Source organism: Streptomyces sp. NPDC048419, assembly GCF_043200415.1.
Lineage (GTDB): Bacteria > Actinomycetota > Actinomycetes > Streptomycetales > Streptomycetaceae > Streptomyces.
In genome coordinates, this window is record NZ_JBICXT010000036.1 from 40,516 (window position 1) to 55,922 (window position 15,407).

Here is a 15,407-nt window from a genome sequence, read left to right on the forward strand (position 1 = left end):
GTCCGGGGTGGAATTCGGGGTGAGGGAGGTTCAGGGGGCTCGCCGTCTCAGGCGAGGTTGATCCAGGTGGTCTTGAGCGCGGTGTACGCGTCCAGCGCGTGCAGGGACTTGTCGCGGCCCGCGCCGGTGGCCTTGAAGCCGCCGAACGGTGTGATGACGTCGCTGGCGTCGAAGGTGTTGATCCAGACGGTGCCCGCCCGCAGCCGCCTCGCGGTGCGGTGGGCGACGGTCACATCCCGCGTCCACACCGAGGCGACCAGCCCGAAGTCGCTCTGATTCGCCAGTCGTACGCCCTCGTCCACGTCGCCGTCGTACGACACCACGGCGAGGACCGGGCCGAAGATCTCCTCCTGTCCGACGACCGAGGTGTTCTCCACGCCCTCCAGGACCGTGGGTTCGACGAAGCTGCCGCCGGTGCCGGCGAGGGTGCGGCCGCCGCCGAACAGCACGGTCGCGCCGTCCTGCCGGCCGCGCTCGATGTAGCCGAGGATCTTGGTGAGTTGGGACTCGTCGACGATCGGGCCCATCACCGTGGTGGGGTCCAGCGGGTCGCCGACGCGGAAGGTGTCCGACGTGATCCGCCGTACGGCATCCAGGAGTTGGTCCTTGACCGAGGTGTGCACGACGACTCGGGAACCGGCGTTGCAGGTCTGTCCGGCGTTGTAGAAGATGCCCCAGGCGACGGCGGATGCGGCGGCCTCGATGTCGGCGTCGGCCAGCACCAGTTGGGGTGACTTGCCGCCCGCCTCGACGGCGACCTGCTTGCCGTTGGACTCGCCCGCGTACACCTGGAACAGCCGGGCGACCTCCGCGGAGCCGGTGAAGGCGATCTTGTCGACCTCGGGATGGCGGCCGAGCGCCTGTCCGGCGACCTCGCCGCGGCCGGGGACCACGTTCAGGACGCCGTCCGGCAGCCCCGCCTCGGTGGCCAGGGCGGCCAGCCGCAGTGCCGCGAGAGAGGTCTGCTCGGCGGGCTTCAGCACGACGCTGTTGCCTGTGGCGAGCGCCGGGCCGAGCTTCCAACTGGCGATGAGCAGCGCGTAGTTCCAGGGGACGACCGCACCCACGACGCCCAGTGGCTCCCGGGTGATCAGCGCCAGCGCGTCGCCGGGCGTCGGTGCGATCTCGTCGTAGGACTTGTCGATCGCCTCCGCGTACCAGGCGATGGTCTCCGCGGCCTTGGCCACGTCCACCCGCACCGACTCGGTGATGGGCTTGCCCATCTCCAGGGTGTCGAGGAGGGCCAGCTCCTCGGCGTCAGCGGAGATCAACTCGGCCCAGCGCAGCAGGATGCGCTTGCGTTCCCTCGGCGCGAGGTCGCGCCAGCGTCCGTCCTCGAAGGCGGCACGACCGGACCGTACGGCCCGGTCCACGTCCGCGGCGGATGCCGCCTGCACCTCGGCGAGCACCTTGCCGTCGCGCGGCGAGACGCTGGGGAAGCTGTCGCCGGACGTGGCGTCCGTGAAGGCGCCGTCGATGAACGGGCGGGTGTCGAAGGTGAGTTTGTCGGCCGCTGCCTGCCACTCCTCGTACGACCTCTGGAGCAACTCGTCGATGGTGTGCGTCACTTGATCCTCCAGCGGTCGATCGCGTCCTCGTCCAGCTCGACGCCGAGGCCGGGCCTGTCGGGCACTTCCAGGCAGCCGTCGGCGTTGACCCGGACCGGCTCGGCGAGCATGAAGTCCCGGCGCTCGGGGGTCCAGCCGGGCGGGTCGTAGGGGAACTCGAAGAAGGGGCCGCCGCCGACGCCCGCCGCGACGTGCAGGTTGGCGAGCACGCCGATGCCGTTGGTCCAGCTGTGCGGGGTGAACTGACGGTGCTTCAGGTGCGCCAGCTCGGCCAGGGTGCGGGCGCGCTGCATACCGATCGCGAGCACCACGTCCATCTGGTAGATGTCGAGCGCGTCCTCCTCCAGGTAGCGGATCAGCTCGGTGGGGGAGTGGTGCATCTCGCCGGCGGCGATGCGCACGCCCGGGTTCTCGGCGCGCAGCCGCTTGAAGCCCTCCAGGTCGGCGTACGGCAACGGCTCCTCGACCCAGAACACGTCGAGTTCGGCGAGCCGGGCGATGGTCTTCCGGGTCTTGGCGAGGTCGGAGGCGGGCGCGGTGTCGCCCGCCATCCGCCAGGACTGGTTGAGGTCGACCATGATCTCGAAGCCGTCGCCGAGCTCCTCGCGCACGGCCCGCACCGCCGCGACGCCCTCGTCGACATGGTTCCGGTCGATGCGGATCTTCAATGCGCGAAAGCCCGCCTCGCGCACCTTCAGCGCCGTGGCGACGCGCTCCTCGGGGGACTTGAGCTCGCCGGAGGAGGCGTAGGCGGGCAATTTCTTCGCCGTGTTGCCGAACAGCTCCGCCACCGGGCGGCCGTGCACCTTGCCGATGACGTCCCACAGGGCCGCCTCCAGCGGCCAGTAATGGGCGCCGTGGAAGTTGGCCGTCTCGATCGCGCGGACGTGGCGCGTGATGTCGAGCGGGTCCTCGCCGACGAACAGGTGTTTGTAGCTGTCGAACCCGTCCATGAGGTCACCGGAGCCGATGCCCGTGATCCCCTCGTCGGTGTGCACGCGGACGATCGTGGCGTCGAAGTGACGGCGTGGCTCGGGGTCCCAGGCCGCGCGGAACGGCGGGTCCAGCTCCAGGCGGAGGCGGTCGAGCGTGATGTCGGTGATCTTCATCGGACCAGGGCCTCCGGCGAGGGTGTGTAGAAGGGGTTGGCGGGCCCGGCCTTCGCCGCGTCCAGTGCGTCGGCCACGGACGGGATGCCCGTCACGGCGGCCCGGATCGCGCCGTACGCCGCCTCGCGCTGGTTCTGGAAGGACACGTCGAGGTCGTCGACGGCCGGGTTGACCCACACGGCGGCGATGATCAGCAACTCGTCCGCGTCGCCGGCCGGGATCAGGTCTCCGGCGACGGCGTCCAGGACACCTTGGGCGAGCCCGGCCTGGGCCGAGCCCCAGGTGGCGCGCTCGTGCAGCTCGCCCGTGGCGGCGGCCTTGTTCACGAACAGGGTCAGCGGCTTCACCGGCACCGACGGGCGGACGACCGTCATGAACGGCACGTGCCCGGCGCTCGGCGTGGCCAGCGCGGTCGCCCAGGCCGTCTCGACCGGGCCGCCCTTGCGGCCGATCACGACGTTCGTGTGCGCGGCGTTCGCACCGTCACCGACGAAGGACTCGCCGATCAGCGCGGTCGCTGCAAAGGGGGACATCGGAACTCCTGGAACTGTGAGGCGTCTGGCGGAGGCTGCGGCGGGACGAACCGCGCATTCGGTGCAGTTCATCCGGCCCGATGCGGCGAATCTAGGTCTGGCGCCACCCGCCCGCAAGGCGGTCACGAGAATCGAAATGCCGGTTGCTCTGCTGACAACTTCCTGCCTGACCAGGCCGTTCCCCGCAGCGATCCCAGGCATACGATGACGGCCGTGACCGACTCCGCCGCCGCCGCGCGCGGCCACGGCCTCCGCCGTGACATCGACCTGCTGGAAGGCCTCGCCAGTGACGAGGCGCAGGAGGCGGGCGGCCTCGGCGTGGTCCGGCTCGCCCAGCTGGTGGGCCGGGAGAAGACCCAGGTCTCCCGGGCGCTGAAGGCGCTGGCGGCCGAGGGCATCGTGGAGCGCGACCCCGACACCCTGGAGTACCGCCTGGGCTGGCGCCTGTTCTCCCTGGTCGCCCGCACCTCCGAGAGCCGCCTGGTGCGCGTCGCCGAACCGGTCATGCACACCCTGTCGGCGGACCTGGAGGAGACCAGCCACCTGTGCGTGCTCAGCGACCGCGAGGTGCTCACCCTGCTGTCGGTCTCGGGCCACTCCTTCCGCGTCCACGGCTGGGAGGGACGCGGCGTGCCCGCCTGGCAGCTGTCCGCGGGCCGCGTCCTGCTGTCCGACGCGACCCCCGACGAGCTCTACGTCCGCTTCGGCACCAGCAGTGAGATGCCCGTCCAGGACCTCTGGGCCCTCATCCAGGACGGCAGACGGCAGGGCTACGTCCGCGTGAGCGAGGAGTTCGAGGAGGGACTGGTCGGCGTGTCCGCGCCCGTGCGGGACTTCCGCGGCCGGGTCGTCGCCGCCATCAACATCTCCGCCCCGAAGACCAGGCTGGGCGAGCGCCTCGACCAGGCGGGACGCACGACGGCCCGGGCGGCGGCACGCGTCTCGATGCTGCTGGGCTGGGAGCCGAGGCGCACGCCGGCGGTGCGGGCACGGCTCACCTGAGCGTCGTACTCCTGTCCGTGATCGGCGGGACAGCCGTACGGCCGTGTGTGATCGGCGGAACCGCTGTTCCTGCCGTGCGTGATCAGCCGAACCGCCATGTCCTGTCCGTGAACGGCGAGAGGCCCTACCGCCGTCGCTGAGCGGGGAGTTCGCCGTACTGCCGTCCTTGGCCGGAGAGTCCGCCGTACTCCCGCGCGTGATCGGTGAGTTGCCCTCACAGCAACCCGCGTTGCGATCCGCAGGAGTGGCCTTGTCGGCCCCATGACGCGCTCGTAAATTCACCGCGCATCGGACGAGCCTTCGTCCGGAACGGAGAAAAGAGCAGCTCATGAACCTCGCCGGCATCGACCTGTTGGCCAAGGCCCCGCTCGCGGACGGCGACCTCCTCGTCGGCGGCCGATGGCTCCCGGCCGCCGACGGACGCACCTACCCGGTGCACGACCCGGCCACCGCCGAGGTGATCCGGGACGTCTCCTCGGCGGGACCGAGGGACGCCCACGCGGCGATCGAGGCGGCGCAGTCCGCGGCGGCCGGCTGGCGTGCGACGCCTGCCCGCCGCCGTTCGGAGATCCTGCACGACACCTTCGCGCTGATGCGGGAGCACCGGGACACGCTCGCCCGCCTCATCGTGCTGGAGAACGGCAAGGCGCTGCGGGACGCGCTGGCCGAGGTCGGCTACGCGGCCGAGTTCTTCCGCTGGTTCGCCGAGGAGGCCGTACGCATCGGCTCATCCTTCGGCGACGCCCCGGGCGGTGGCTTCCGGCACGTCGTCCGCCGGCACCCGGTCGGTGTCACCGCCTTCGTCACGCCGTGGAACTTCCCCGCCGCGATGGCCACCCGCAAGATCGCCCCCGCGCTGGCGGCCGGGTGCCCCGTCCTGCTCAAGCCCGCCCCGGAGACCCCGCTCACCGCCCTCGCGGTCGCCGCACTGCTCACCGAGGCCGGCCTGCCCGCCGGACTGCTGAACGTCCTGCCCACCGACCGCGCCCCCGAGGTCGTCTCGGCCTGGCTGGACGACGACCGGGTCCGCAAGTTCTCCTTCACCGGCTCCACCGCCACCGGCAAGGTTCTGCTGGAGCAGGCCGCCGCGAACGTCGTCAACGTGACCATGGAGCTCGGCGGCAACGCCCCCTTCGTCGTCTGCGCGGACGCCGACGTCGACGCGGCCGTGGACGCCGCCATGGACGCCAAGATGCGCGGCGGCGGCGAAGTCTGCATCGCCGCAAACCGGTTCTACGTCCACGCCGACGTCGTCGCCGGCTTCACCGAGAAGTTCGGTGCCGCCATGTCCGCCGTACGCAGCGGGCCCGGCATGGAGGACGGCGTGACCCTCGGCCCCATGATCAACGCGGCGGCCGTCGACAAGATCCGCTCCCTCGTCGACGACGCCGTCACCCGCGGCGCACGGATCGCCGCGTGGGGCAGCGTCCCCGACGGGCCCGGCCACTTCCACCCCGCGACCGTCCTCGTCGACGTCCCCGACGACGCCCGCATCCTCCACGAGGAGGTCTTCGGCCCCGTTGCACCGATCAGCACCTTCACCGACGAGGACGAGATGCTGACCCGCGCCAACGCCACGGTCCACGGCCTCGCTTCGTACGTCTGCTCCCGCGACGTCGGCCGTGCCCTGCGCATCGCCGAACGCCTGGATGCGGGCATGGTCGGCGTCAACCGCGGCCTGCTGTCCGACCCCGCGGCCCCCTTCGGCGGCGTCAAGCAGTCCGGCCTCGGCAGGGAGGGTGGCCGCGAGGGCATCGAGGCCTTCCTGGAGACGCAGTACATCGCCCTTGACTGGCCCAACTGACCTGCCCTTCCAGCCCGTTCCCCGCCCCCTCCCGATCCGCGTCCCCACCCCGATCCCCATCGGCTTCCGATCCGCTCCCGCCGCTCACGACAAGGACCGCACATGGCAACGACGCCTGCGACACCGCCCAGCACCACCGAAGCCCCCGACCATGTGCGTGAACGCCGCCGTCTGCACACCAAGTTGAAGCTCGCCACCCAGATCGGCGAGGGCATCGACGGCTACGTCATCGGCGGCATCGGCATGGCCATGGCCGCACTCACCACCGACCTGCACCTGTCCACCCTGATGGAGGGGCTGGTCGGCGCGTCCCCGCTCATCGGCATCTTCATCGGCGGCCCGCTCTTCGGCCGCCTCGCCGACCGCTTCGGACGGCGCCCGGTGTTCCTCGCCGACATGGTGATCTTCCTCGTCGGTTCGGTACTCCAGTTCTTCGTCACCGACGGCCTCCAACTCTTCGTCATCCGCCTGGTGATGGGCGTGGCGATCGGTGGCGAGTACGCCATCGGCGCCCCGCTGCTGTCGGAGTACGCCCCCAAGCAGGGCCGGGGCCGGCTGCTGGCCAGCCTGGAGATCAGCTGGTACGTCGGTTACGCGCTCGCCACGGTCGTCGGCGCGCTGTTCGAGAACGTCGACGGCGGCTGGCGCTGGTCCCTGGCCAGCAGCGCGGTCCTCGCCGTGGTGTGCGTGTCCCTGCGGGGCGGCATCCCCGAGTCGGCCCGCTGGCTGCTGAGCAAGGGGCGCCGTGAGGAGGCCGAGGCGCTGATCGAGAGGTACGGCATCGAGATCGACGTCTCCGCCGAGCTCGAGGAGCGCGCCGCGACCCAACAGGCGGGATTCCGGGCGCTGTTCAGCCGGGAGCACCTTCGCAGCACGGTGTTCGCGAGCGTCTTCTGGGCCGCGCTCGTGCTGCCGTACTTCGCCATCGGCACGTACTGGACTCAGGTCTTCGAGGCGCTGAACATGGGGGACAACGCGGTCGCCGCGCTCCTCGTCTACTCCTTCACCGCGGTCGCCGGTGTCACGGCCGGCTGCCTGGTCGTTGACCGCATCGGCCGCCGCCGGCTGCTGATCCCGCCGTTCTGGATCACGGCGGGCTGTCTCGCGCTGGTCGCGGTGTGGCCGTCCTCGACGCCCGTCATCGTCTGCGGCTTCCTCTTCTTCATCTTCCTCAACGCGGCCTCCAGCGCGCTGACCGCGGTCTACCCGCTGGAGGTCTTCCCCACCTCCCTGCGCGCCACGGGCGTCGGCTTCGCCACCGCCATGAGCAGGGTCGGCGCGGCGATCGGCACCTTCCTGCTGCCGATGGGCCTCGACCACTACGGCCCCCGCTTCGTCCTCCTGGTCGGCGCCGGCGTCCTCGCGGTGGGTGGCCTGGTCTCCCAGTTCCTGGCGCCGGAGACCACGGACCTGGATCTGGCAGATGCGGCACGTACGGCGCGGGAGAAGACGGTGGTGTGAGCGCGCCGCGGCCCCTGTCCGGCGATGGGCGGGACCCCGGCGGCGTGATCGCCCAGCCGGCGTGCGCTCCTGTCGGGTGGGCGGGTTGGTCTGCGAGTTCCTGGCGCGCCGGAAACCACGGACCTGGACCTGGCGAAGGCGGCACGTACGGCGCGGGAGAAGACGGTGGTGTGATCCCCCGGCTGGCGTGGGGGGCCTCGCGGTCGGCGGGCCGGTCTGCGAGTTCCTGGCGCGCCGGAAATCACGGACCTGGACCTGGCGAAGGCGGCGCGTACGGCGCGGGAGAAGACGGTGGTGTGAGCGCGCCGTGGGTCCTTTCCGGGAACCCGCTGCCCCGTTACCGCCTAACCGGCGTCTGCCGCCGACGAGTTGTCCGCCTCGGCGGCCACGGACGAGCGAAGTGAGTCGAGTGCGCGGGCCGACTCCGAGTCCGGCTCGGCGTGGTAGACCGCCAGGATCTGACCGCCGGAGTCGGCGATCGGCAGTTTCTCCCGGCCCAGTTCGAGTCGGCCGAGCTGCGGGTGAAGCAGCCGTAGCGAGCCTCCGGCCAGTGCGGTGACGTCGTGCCGGGCCCACAGGCGCCGGAACTTGTCGCTGCCCAGCGACAGTTCACCGACGAGCTGCACGATCCGCGGATCGTCGACGTCGCCGCCCACGGACGCGCGGAACCCGGCGACCAGTCCGCCGGCCGTCTTCTCCCAGTCCGGGTAGAGCTCCTGCTCGGCCGGGTCGAGGAAGATCGACCGCAGCCGGTTGACGCCGGGCCGGAGGTTGGGTGACACCGCGGTGGCCAGCCGGTTCGCGGCGAGCACGTCGAACATCCGGCTCTCCACGAACGCCGGCAGGTTGATCACGTCCAGCAGCCGGAGGATCCCGGCGGGCACCACCTCACGGCGAGGCCGCCGGCGTGCGGCCGGGCGCGCCGAGGACAGGCTCAGCAGATGCTCCGTGGCGATCTTGTCCAGCCGGAACACCCGCGCCAGGGCCTGCAGCACCTGCGGCGACGGATTGCGGTCCCGGCCCTGCTCCAGGCGGAGGTAGTAGTCGGCGCTGATGCCGGCCAGCGTGGCGACTTCTTCTCGACGGAGCCCGGGGGTGCGGCGTACGCCCACGACCGGCAGCCCCGCGTCGGCCGGATCGGTCAGCTCACGGCGGGCCCGAAGGTACTCTCCGAGCGCGTTCGGCCTGCTCATGCCCTCGATCCTACGAGCCCGAAGCGGCCCGCGCCTGGTCCTGTCACCCCCAGGATGACCGGGGCACAGGCTATGTCCGCCGCGGCTTCGTACGGTCGGATCAGCTCCCGGAGACGCCGGTGAGCGGAAAGGAACCATGACAGGCAACGAGCTGCCCGGCGGCACCTACCGCGTGGGCGACCTCACCCTCACCCGGTTCGGCTACGGCGCCATGCAGCTGGCGGGGCCGGGCGTGTTCGGTCCGCCCAAGGACCGCGACGCGGCGATCGCCGTACTGCGCACGGCCGTCGAACTCGGCATCCGGCACATCGACACGGCCGACTTCTACGGCCCGCGCGTCACCAACGAGATCATCCGCGAGGCGCTCGCGCCGTACCCGGACGGCCTGCACATCGTCACCAAGGTCGGCGCCCGCCGCGACGAGCAGGGCGGCTGGCCACACGCCCGCACCCCGGCCGAGCTGGTGCAGCAGGTCCACGACAACCTGCGGCGCCTCGGCCTCGAAGCGCTCGACGTGGTGAACCTGCGCGTCGGCGGCCTCGACTCGCCCGAACCGGGCTCCGTCGCCGAACAGTTCGGCGCGCTCGCCGAGTTGCGAGAGCAGGGTCTGATCCGGCACCTCGGACTCAGCACGGTCAGCGCGGACCAGCTCGCCGAGGCCCAGTCGATCGCCCCGGTCGTGTGCGTGCAGAACTTCTACAACATCGCCAACCGGCAGGACGACGACCTGGTCGACAGCACCGCACGCCAGGGCATCGCCTATGTGCCGTACTGGCCCCTCGGGGGCATGTCCCCGCTCCAGTCCGACAGCCTGCACAAGGTCGCCGTCCGCCTGGACTCCACCCCCATGTCCGTGGCCCTGGCCTGGCTGCTGCACCGCTCACCCAACATGCTCCTGATCCCCGGCACATCCTCGGCGGACCACCTGCGCGCGAACATCGCGGGCGCCGGCCTGGACCTGCCTTCGGACGCACTGACCGAACTGAACGCCATCGGTGGCGGAGCACCACTCGACTGAGCGGCCGGTGCCCATGAGCAGCGTCTTCCCTCGCTCGTCTCCTCAGGTGCGGCGGCCGTGGACCGAAAATCTCGGCACGCGGGAGCCGACTGCGGCATCTTTGCTCTCATGAGTCGCGCCAGATTTGCTCTCATGAGTCGCAGCAGAAGGGGGACTCGTGCGCACTGCAAGGGGCGGTGAGACCCGGAGTGAGGGGACATGACGGACGACGTCGACGCGTTCATGAGCCGGCTTAACCCCGACATGTGTGTGGTGACGGCCGTGGCGGGTGCGGAGCGGTCGGGGTGTCTGGTCGGCTTCTCCTCCCAGTGCTCCATCGACCCGGTGCGGTACGTGGTGTGGATCTCCAAGGCCAACCACACGTACGGAGTCGCCCGCGCCGCCGACTGCCTGGCCGTCCATCTGCTGACCCGCGAGCAGCACGCGACGGCGGCCCTCTTCGGTGGTGAGACGGGCGACCGGACCGACAAGTTCGCGGAAGTGCCGTGGAAGGAGGGTTACGGCGGCTCGGTCGTCCTGGAGGAGGCGGCGGCCTGGTTCGTGGGCACCGTCGAAGACCGCGTCGACGGTGGTGATCACGTCGGATTCGTCCTCAGCCCCGTGCAATGGCGCGATCGCACGGACGGTCCTCTGCTGAGGCTCGACGACGCCATGGACATCACGCCCGGTCACCCGGCATGACGGCCACCCGGCATCACGCGGTGTCCGCGGCTGCCGCCCACCGGAGGAGCGACGGATTCCGGCGCGCCACGCCATTTTCCGGACCTCCCTGAGCGATCTATTTCAAGGTCACTACCATCTGAGCCAAGACAACCGTTCGACCGGCGCGTGCGGTGCGTGCCGGTCGGGGTCGCCGATGCCAGGGTCCGCTCCCCGGGCTGCGGTGATCTTCCTGCCCAGGAGGACCTTCCGCATGTTCCGACGAATTGGCAACACGGTCGTCCGACATCCTGTCTGGACGATCGTGGCATGGCTGATCGCCGCGGTGGCGATCGTCGCCACCGCCCCGAGCCTGCCCTCGAACAGCGACGAGAGCAGTTTCCTTCCCAAGAGTTACGAGTCCATCAAAGCGGCCGATCTCCAGGCGAAGGCGTTCCCCAGCGCCTTCACCCCGTCCGCGATCGCGCTCTACCAGCGCACCGACGGCGGAAAGCTGACCGCCGCCGACAAGAAGGACGTCGCCCGGATCACCACCGAGCTGGGCGACAAGCACATCGACCAGGTGCAGAAGGTCGTCCCCGGCCGGCCGTCCAAGGACGGCAGGTACTCCATGACCCTGGTCCAGATGGACAGCAAGAACGCCGGCCAGCCCAAACAGGCCGACGCGGCCAAGGTGCTGCGCGACGACGTCAAGCAGCTGACCAAGGGCACCGATCTGGAGGCCAAGCTCGGCGGATCGGCCGCCCAGGCACTGGACCAGCAGGATTCGTCCAAGCGCGGTCAGGCCCTGATCGGTATCGGTACCTTCGCGATCATCCTGATCACGCTGCTGATCATCTTCCGGGCGCCGATCCTGGCCATCCTCCCGCTGCTCCTGATCGGAGTGGTCTCGGCGATCGCCAACGGGCTGATCGCGTATGCCACCAAGCTGTTCGACCTCCAGGCCAACAGCTCGATCTCGTCGATCCTGATCGTGGTGCTGTTCGGCGTGGGCACGGACTACTTCCTGTTCCTGATCTTCCGATATCGAGAACGCCTGCGCGCCGGCGACGAACCCAAGCTGGCCATGATCAACGCCGTCGGAAGGGTCGGAGAGGCCATCGCCTCGGCAGCCGGCGCGGTCATCATCGCCTTCCTCGCGCTGGTGCTGTCCACGCTCGGCTTCCTCAAGCAGATGGGCCCGGCGCTGGCCATCGCGGTCACGGTCACCCTGATCGCGGGTCTGACCCTGATCCCGGCCGTGGTCTCGCTGATCGGGCCGAAGGTGTTCTGGCCCTCCAAGAGCTGGCAGCGGGAGCCGGAGAACGCCCGTTTCGCCGCCCTCGGCCGCGGGGTGCGGCGACGCCCCGCCCTCACCGCGGGGCTGTCCGGTCTCGTCCTGGTCGCACTCTCGCTGGGCATCTTCGGCTACAACGCCACCTTCGACCTCGCGTCCGGCTCCATGCCCAAGACCAAGGAGTCGATGGTCGTCCAGGACGAGATGCAGAAGGCGTACTCGGCGGGCGCGGCCGCGCCCACCGACGTCTACCTCTCCAGTAGTGACGGCAAGCCGCTCGACAAGTCGGCCTTCGGCGCGTACGCGCAGAAGCTCGGGGCGGTGGACGGTGTCGCGAACGCCCGGATGACCCAGGTCAACAAGGCGGGAACCACCGCGGACTTCACCGTCACGCTCAAGTACGAGGCGTCCACGGACAAGGCCATCGAGGCCGTGGGCCGGGTGCGCGACGTCGCGCACGCCAACACCCCGAACGGCACCGAGGCCCTCGTCGGGGGCATGTCCTCGATCTACAAGGACATCGACACGGCGGTCAACCACGACTACCGGACCGTCTTCCCCGCGGCCGCCCTACTGATCATGGTGATCCTGGGCCTGCTGCTGCGGAGCGTGGTCGCACCCTGGTACCTGATGGCCTCGGTGGGTCTCGGCTTCGGCGCCACCCTCGGCGCCACCGTCTGGATCTTCCAGGGGGCGCAGGGGCACTCGGGGCTCATGTTCATGCTCCCGGTGATCATGTATCTGTTCGTGGTCGCCATCGGCACCGACTACAACATCCTCATGATCGCCCGATTGCGGGAGGAGGCCCGCGAGGGCCGCGAACCGCGGGAGGCGGCCGGCATGGCACTGCGGCACGCGGGTCCCACCGTGGCCGCGGCGGGATTCATCCTGGCGGCGACCTTCGCCACGATGATGCTGGCCGGCAACGCGCTGCTCACGGAGATGGGCTTCGCCGTCTCCTTCGGCATCGCGGTCGCCGCCTTCGTGATGGCGATGTTCTTCACGCCCAGCCTCACCGCGCTCATCGGCCATGCGGCCTGGTGGCCGGGGCACGCCGACCGGGTAGAGGTGCCCGCCGGTGCGGGCGCCGGATCGGCCGGCTCCGCTCCGGTCTCCGGAGGCGCGGAGTCGGCCGACCACGACCCGGCGGCGCGCCGCCGCTAGCCACCGGCGTGACGCAACAGGTCTGCCGGGCCACAGCGCCCGGCAGACCTGTTTCCGCTTTCCGCGGTCAGACCAGCGGAACGCTCAGTTCGATCGCCCGCTGGGCCGCCGCGAGTGCCTGATCGTCACCGACGTCCAGGGCCGTGTCGGTGAACTTGATGACATGCTCGTCGCCGTGCGCGAGCGCCCGCTCCACGACCTCCTCCGGGCTCAGCCGCGCCGCAGGCCGGTAGTCGACCGGTTCGGCCGGCGCGTACATCGCGGTGACCGCCGCTGACGCCGTCCACGCAGCGTGCAGACTCGGCGCCCACAGCTCTCTCGGCAGCGAACCCAAGGTCCGCAGTACGGCGTTGGGGGCGGTCGCCGCGTGCACGAGCATGGTCTCCTCCCCGTGGCCGTGCGTCGCGTACCGGTGTGTCGCGGCCGCCACCAGTTCGGTGAGCCGCTCCCGGGCGGCGTCGGGTTCGGCCACATCCGTTGCCCACAAAGGGAGTTGGCGTACGGCGGCGAGCCGCGCCGGAAATCCTTGATGCCCCTCGGGGATCGGGGGGACGGCGTCCAGGGACGCCGCGGCCGTCGGCGCCGCAGGCAGGGAGGTGACGCCGGTGACGGTGTGGTGGCGGGCGGCCCAGTAGCCCAGGGCGTGGGCGAGTTCGGCGCGGCGAGGGGCGTTCTCGCCGGTCTCCAGGGTGCGTACGGCATGGCCAACCCGTATGACCGGATGCGTTGCCCCGCCGTACATGCCTGGCAGCAGGCGCGGCCACCACTCGGCGAGGACGCTCTTCCAGGGACTCTCGCCGAGGGCACGGGTGAAGTGGTCGATCCAGTCGGCGGCCCGGCGCACATCACCCAGCGCCGAGGGCCAGTTGACCTCCGTGACGGGTGCCACCCGGTCCGGGAAGTCCTCGAGCTTGCTGCGGTACAGGTCCAGCCAGCGGTGCACCGATCCCGCCTGCCCGCGTGCGGCGAGGGCCTCGACGACCATCGGGGCGTGGTTGGAGAGCCGGCCGAGGCGCTCCGGTCCCGTCGCATGGACCCGTTCCAGGGCTTCTTCGAGCTGTCCGCTCGTGTCGCTCGTCTCCATGCGGTCGACGCTAGGCAGCGCCGCGCGGCAGCGGATCGGGCGCGGGAACCAGGCCGGGCACGCCTAGGGGCCTAGACCTCGAGGACCAGGTCCACTGTGTGATGTCCGGTTCCGTCGGCACGGACCACGGGTTGGGCCGGCCGCCCGTCGATCGCGCAGGAGCGCACCCGGCTTCCGCCGCCGCTCAGGAAGATGTCGAGGGTCATGTCCCGGTAGCGCAGGCCGTGCAGGCTCACCGGCCCCCAGTGCGGTGGCAGACACGGCCGCAGCCGTACGGCGTCCTCGGCGAAGGCCAGCCCGAACAGTCCGTCGTGCATCAGCCGCAGATACGCCGTGACCGACCAGGTCTGATCGGGCTCCGAGTCGAAGTGCTCGGCCCTCCCGCTGCCGCCCTCCTGCCAACCTCCGTCCACGGCACCACTGTTGGAGTCGTACAGCTCGTAGAAGCCGTCGCCGCTACCCGCTACCAGACAGGCGAGCTGCTCGACCGAGCGCGCGAACAGGTCCGTGCGGCCCGCCTCGGCGGCGGCGTTGCCGTAGAGCCCGTGGACCATGGGCCACACCATGACGTTGTGCCGTCCCGGTCTGCTGTCGTCGAAGCGCGAGAAGTGCGGCCAGACGTTGACGATGCCGTGCGGCTGCCGGTGGGTGCTGTCGAGGACCAGGCGCGCCCGCCTGCGGTCGGCCACTCCGCACAGCAGGGCGAGGGCGAGACCGGCGCCTTCCTGGGAGGTGTCGACGGTGCCGTCGTCATGGAGGAGATAGGCGTACGTGCCTGCCTCCTCGCGCCACAGCCACCGATGCACCGCCTCGCGCAGGCGCGCCGCGTCCGTCCGCAGGGACTGCGCCCGCTCCGGCTGACCGAGGGTGTCGGCCATGTCCGCCAGCGCCGAATGGGCTCCGTAGTAGAGGCAGTTGGTCGACAGGCACATCAGTCGCTCGGTGCCGGGGTGGTCGAGTACGAAGGAGGAGCGTACGTGCGGTGCGGCGGGCGGGCTGGGGTAGCCGGAGATGCCGTCGTTCATGAACGACGGTCCCCGGAACAGGCCGCGCTCGCCGTCGAAGTCGCTGTCCCGGCGTGCGGCCAGGGTATTGGCGGCGGTGTGTGCGGCCTCGGCCAGGAAGGCGCGGTCGCCCGTGATCCGGTAGTGGTTCCGGGCGGCGAGGATCCACACCATCTGGTCCCACCACTGGTCGTCCTGCTGCACGACGGGCCCGCGCGGACCGCGGTCGACGACCGACCAGAGGGTGTTGCGGCCGACGGCCGGCGCCAGCAGGCTCGCCGCGTTCCACGCGTTGACGGCCGCGTCCCGCGTCCACCGCTGCGGCGCGGGATACCCGCCGCCGGCCCGTACGACCGTGCCCGGCGGATACGCCAGCAGCCCCGCCTTGTCGTAGACCGACGGGTCGGCGTGGATGGTGTGGGTGTCGGCCAGTGCTGTGACCGCGGTCGTGTAGAGGGCGCCGAGGCTGCGTCGGCCGGTCGGGCCGGTGAAGGTGAGGGCGGGCATGGTGTAGCCGTTCCCCCGCGATGG

12 protein-coding genes are annotated in these 15,407 nt (G+C 70.8%); 6 read left to right on the forward strand and 6 right to left on the reverse strand.

What is annotated here, in order from left to right:
- Positions 1–47: 47 nt before the first annotated feature.
- Genes ACGFYN_RS42160 through fae form a run of 3 tightly spaced genes read right to left on the reverse strand, consistent with a single transcriptional unit; the run spans position 48 to position 3,210 of the window.
- The gene (locus ACGFYN_RS42160) at positions 48–1,568 is read right to left on the reverse strand and encodes an aldehyde dehydrogenase (protein WP_393871315.1); all 1,521 of its coding nucleotides are present in this window, start codon (positions 1,566–1,568) and stop codon (positions 48–50) included.
- A complete protein-coding gene (locus ACGFYN_RS42165; RefSeq protein WP_393871316.1) occupies positions 1,565–2,677 on the reverse strand; it encodes a mandelate racemase/muconate lactonizing enzyme family protein in 1,113 nt (370 codons plus the stop codon). The genes ACGFYN_RS42160 and ACGFYN_RS42165 overlap by 4 nt, the downstream gene beginning before the upstream one ends.
- Entirely contained in the window at positions 2,674–3,210 is a 537-nt protein-coding gene (fae, locus tag ACGFYN_RS42170; protein WP_393871317.1) for a formaldehyde-activating enzyme, read from the reverse strand. The genes ACGFYN_RS42165 and fae overlap by 4 nt, the downstream gene beginning before the upstream one ends.
- A 204-nt stretch (positions 3,211–3,414) precedes the next feature.
- Here fae and ACGFYN_RS42175 point away from each other — a divergent pair, with 204 nt between their 5' ends.
- The 3 genes from ACGFYN_RS42175 (at position 3,415) to ACGFYN_RS42185 (ending at position 7,477) form a co-directional block, all read left to right on the forward strand.
- Positions 3,415–4,212, forward strand: a complete 798-nt coding sequence (locus ACGFYN_RS42175) for an IclR family transcriptional regulator (RefSeq protein ID WP_393871318.1) — start codon at positions 3,415–3,417, stop codon at positions 4,210–4,212.
- A 328-nt stretch (positions 4,213–4,540) separates the two neighbouring features.
- The gene (locus ACGFYN_RS42180) at positions 4,541–6,016 is read left to right on the forward strand and encodes an NAD-dependent succinate-semialdehyde dehydrogenase (protein WP_393871319.1); all 1,476 of its coding nucleotides are present in this window, start codon (positions 4,541–4,543) and stop codon (positions 6,014–6,016) included.
- Between the two features lie 102 nt (positions 6,017–6,118).
- On the forward strand, positions 6,119–7,477 hold the full coding sequence (locus ACGFYN_RS42185; protein WP_393871320.1) for an MFS transporter: 1,359 nt from the start codon (positions 6,119–6,121) through the stop codon (positions 7,475–7,477).
- Positions 7,478–7,821: 344 nt separating this feature from the next.
- On the opposite strand, the gene ACGFYN_RS42190 is transcribed toward ACGFYN_RS42185, so the two are convergent.
- Positions 7,822–8,670, reverse strand: coding sequence for a helix-turn-helix domain-containing protein (locus ACGFYN_RS42190; RefSeq protein WP_393871321.1), 849 nt, complete (start codon positions 8,668–8,670; stop codon positions 7,822–7,824).
- Between the two features lie 136 nt (positions 8,671–8,806).
- Here ACGFYN_RS42190 and ACGFYN_RS42195 point away from each other — a divergent pair, with 136 nt between their 5' ends.
- The 3 genes from ACGFYN_RS42195 to ACGFYN_RS42205 all read left to right on the forward strand — a co-directional run bounded on the left by ACGFYN_RS42195 (position 8,807) and on the right by ACGFYN_RS42205 (position 12,788).
- The gene (locus ACGFYN_RS42195; protein ID WP_393871322.1) at positions 8,807–9,688 is read left to right on the forward strand and encodes an oxidoreductase; all 882 of its coding nucleotides are present in this window, start codon (positions 8,807–8,809) and stop codon (positions 9,686–9,688) included.
- A 198-nt stretch (positions 9,689–9,886) separates the two neighbouring features.
- Positions 9,887–10,369, forward strand: coding sequence for a flavin reductase family protein (locus ACGFYN_RS42200; RefSeq protein WP_393871323.1), 483 nt, complete (start codon positions 9,887–9,889; stop codon positions 10,367–10,369).
- Positions 10,370–10,601: 232 nt separating this feature from the next.
- Positions 10,602–12,788: an MMPL family transporter gene (locus tag ACGFYN_RS42205; protein WP_393871324.1), complete on the forward strand. Its 2,187-nt coding sequence runs from the start codon at positions 10,602–10,604 to the stop codon at positions 12,786–12,788.
- A 67-nt stretch (positions 12,789–12,855) separates the two neighbouring features.
- On the opposite strand, the gene ACGFYN_RS42210 is transcribed toward ACGFYN_RS42205, so the two are convergent.
- Complete coding sequence (locus ACGFYN_RS42210; RefSeq protein WP_393871325.1) at positions 12,856–13,872, reverse strand: questin oxidase family protein; 1,017 nt, start codon at positions 13,870–13,872, stop codon at positions 12,856–12,858.
- A 71-nt stretch (positions 13,873–13,943) separates the two neighbouring features.
- Positions 13,944–15,383 carry a hypothetical protein gene (locus ACGFYN_RS42215; RefSeq protein ID WP_393871326.1) on the reverse strand — a complete coding sequence of 480 codons (1,440 nt, stop codon included), beginning with the start codon at positions 15,381–15,383 and terminating at the stop codon, positions 13,944–13,946.
- Between the last annotated feature and the right edge of the window lie 24 nt (positions 15,384–15,407).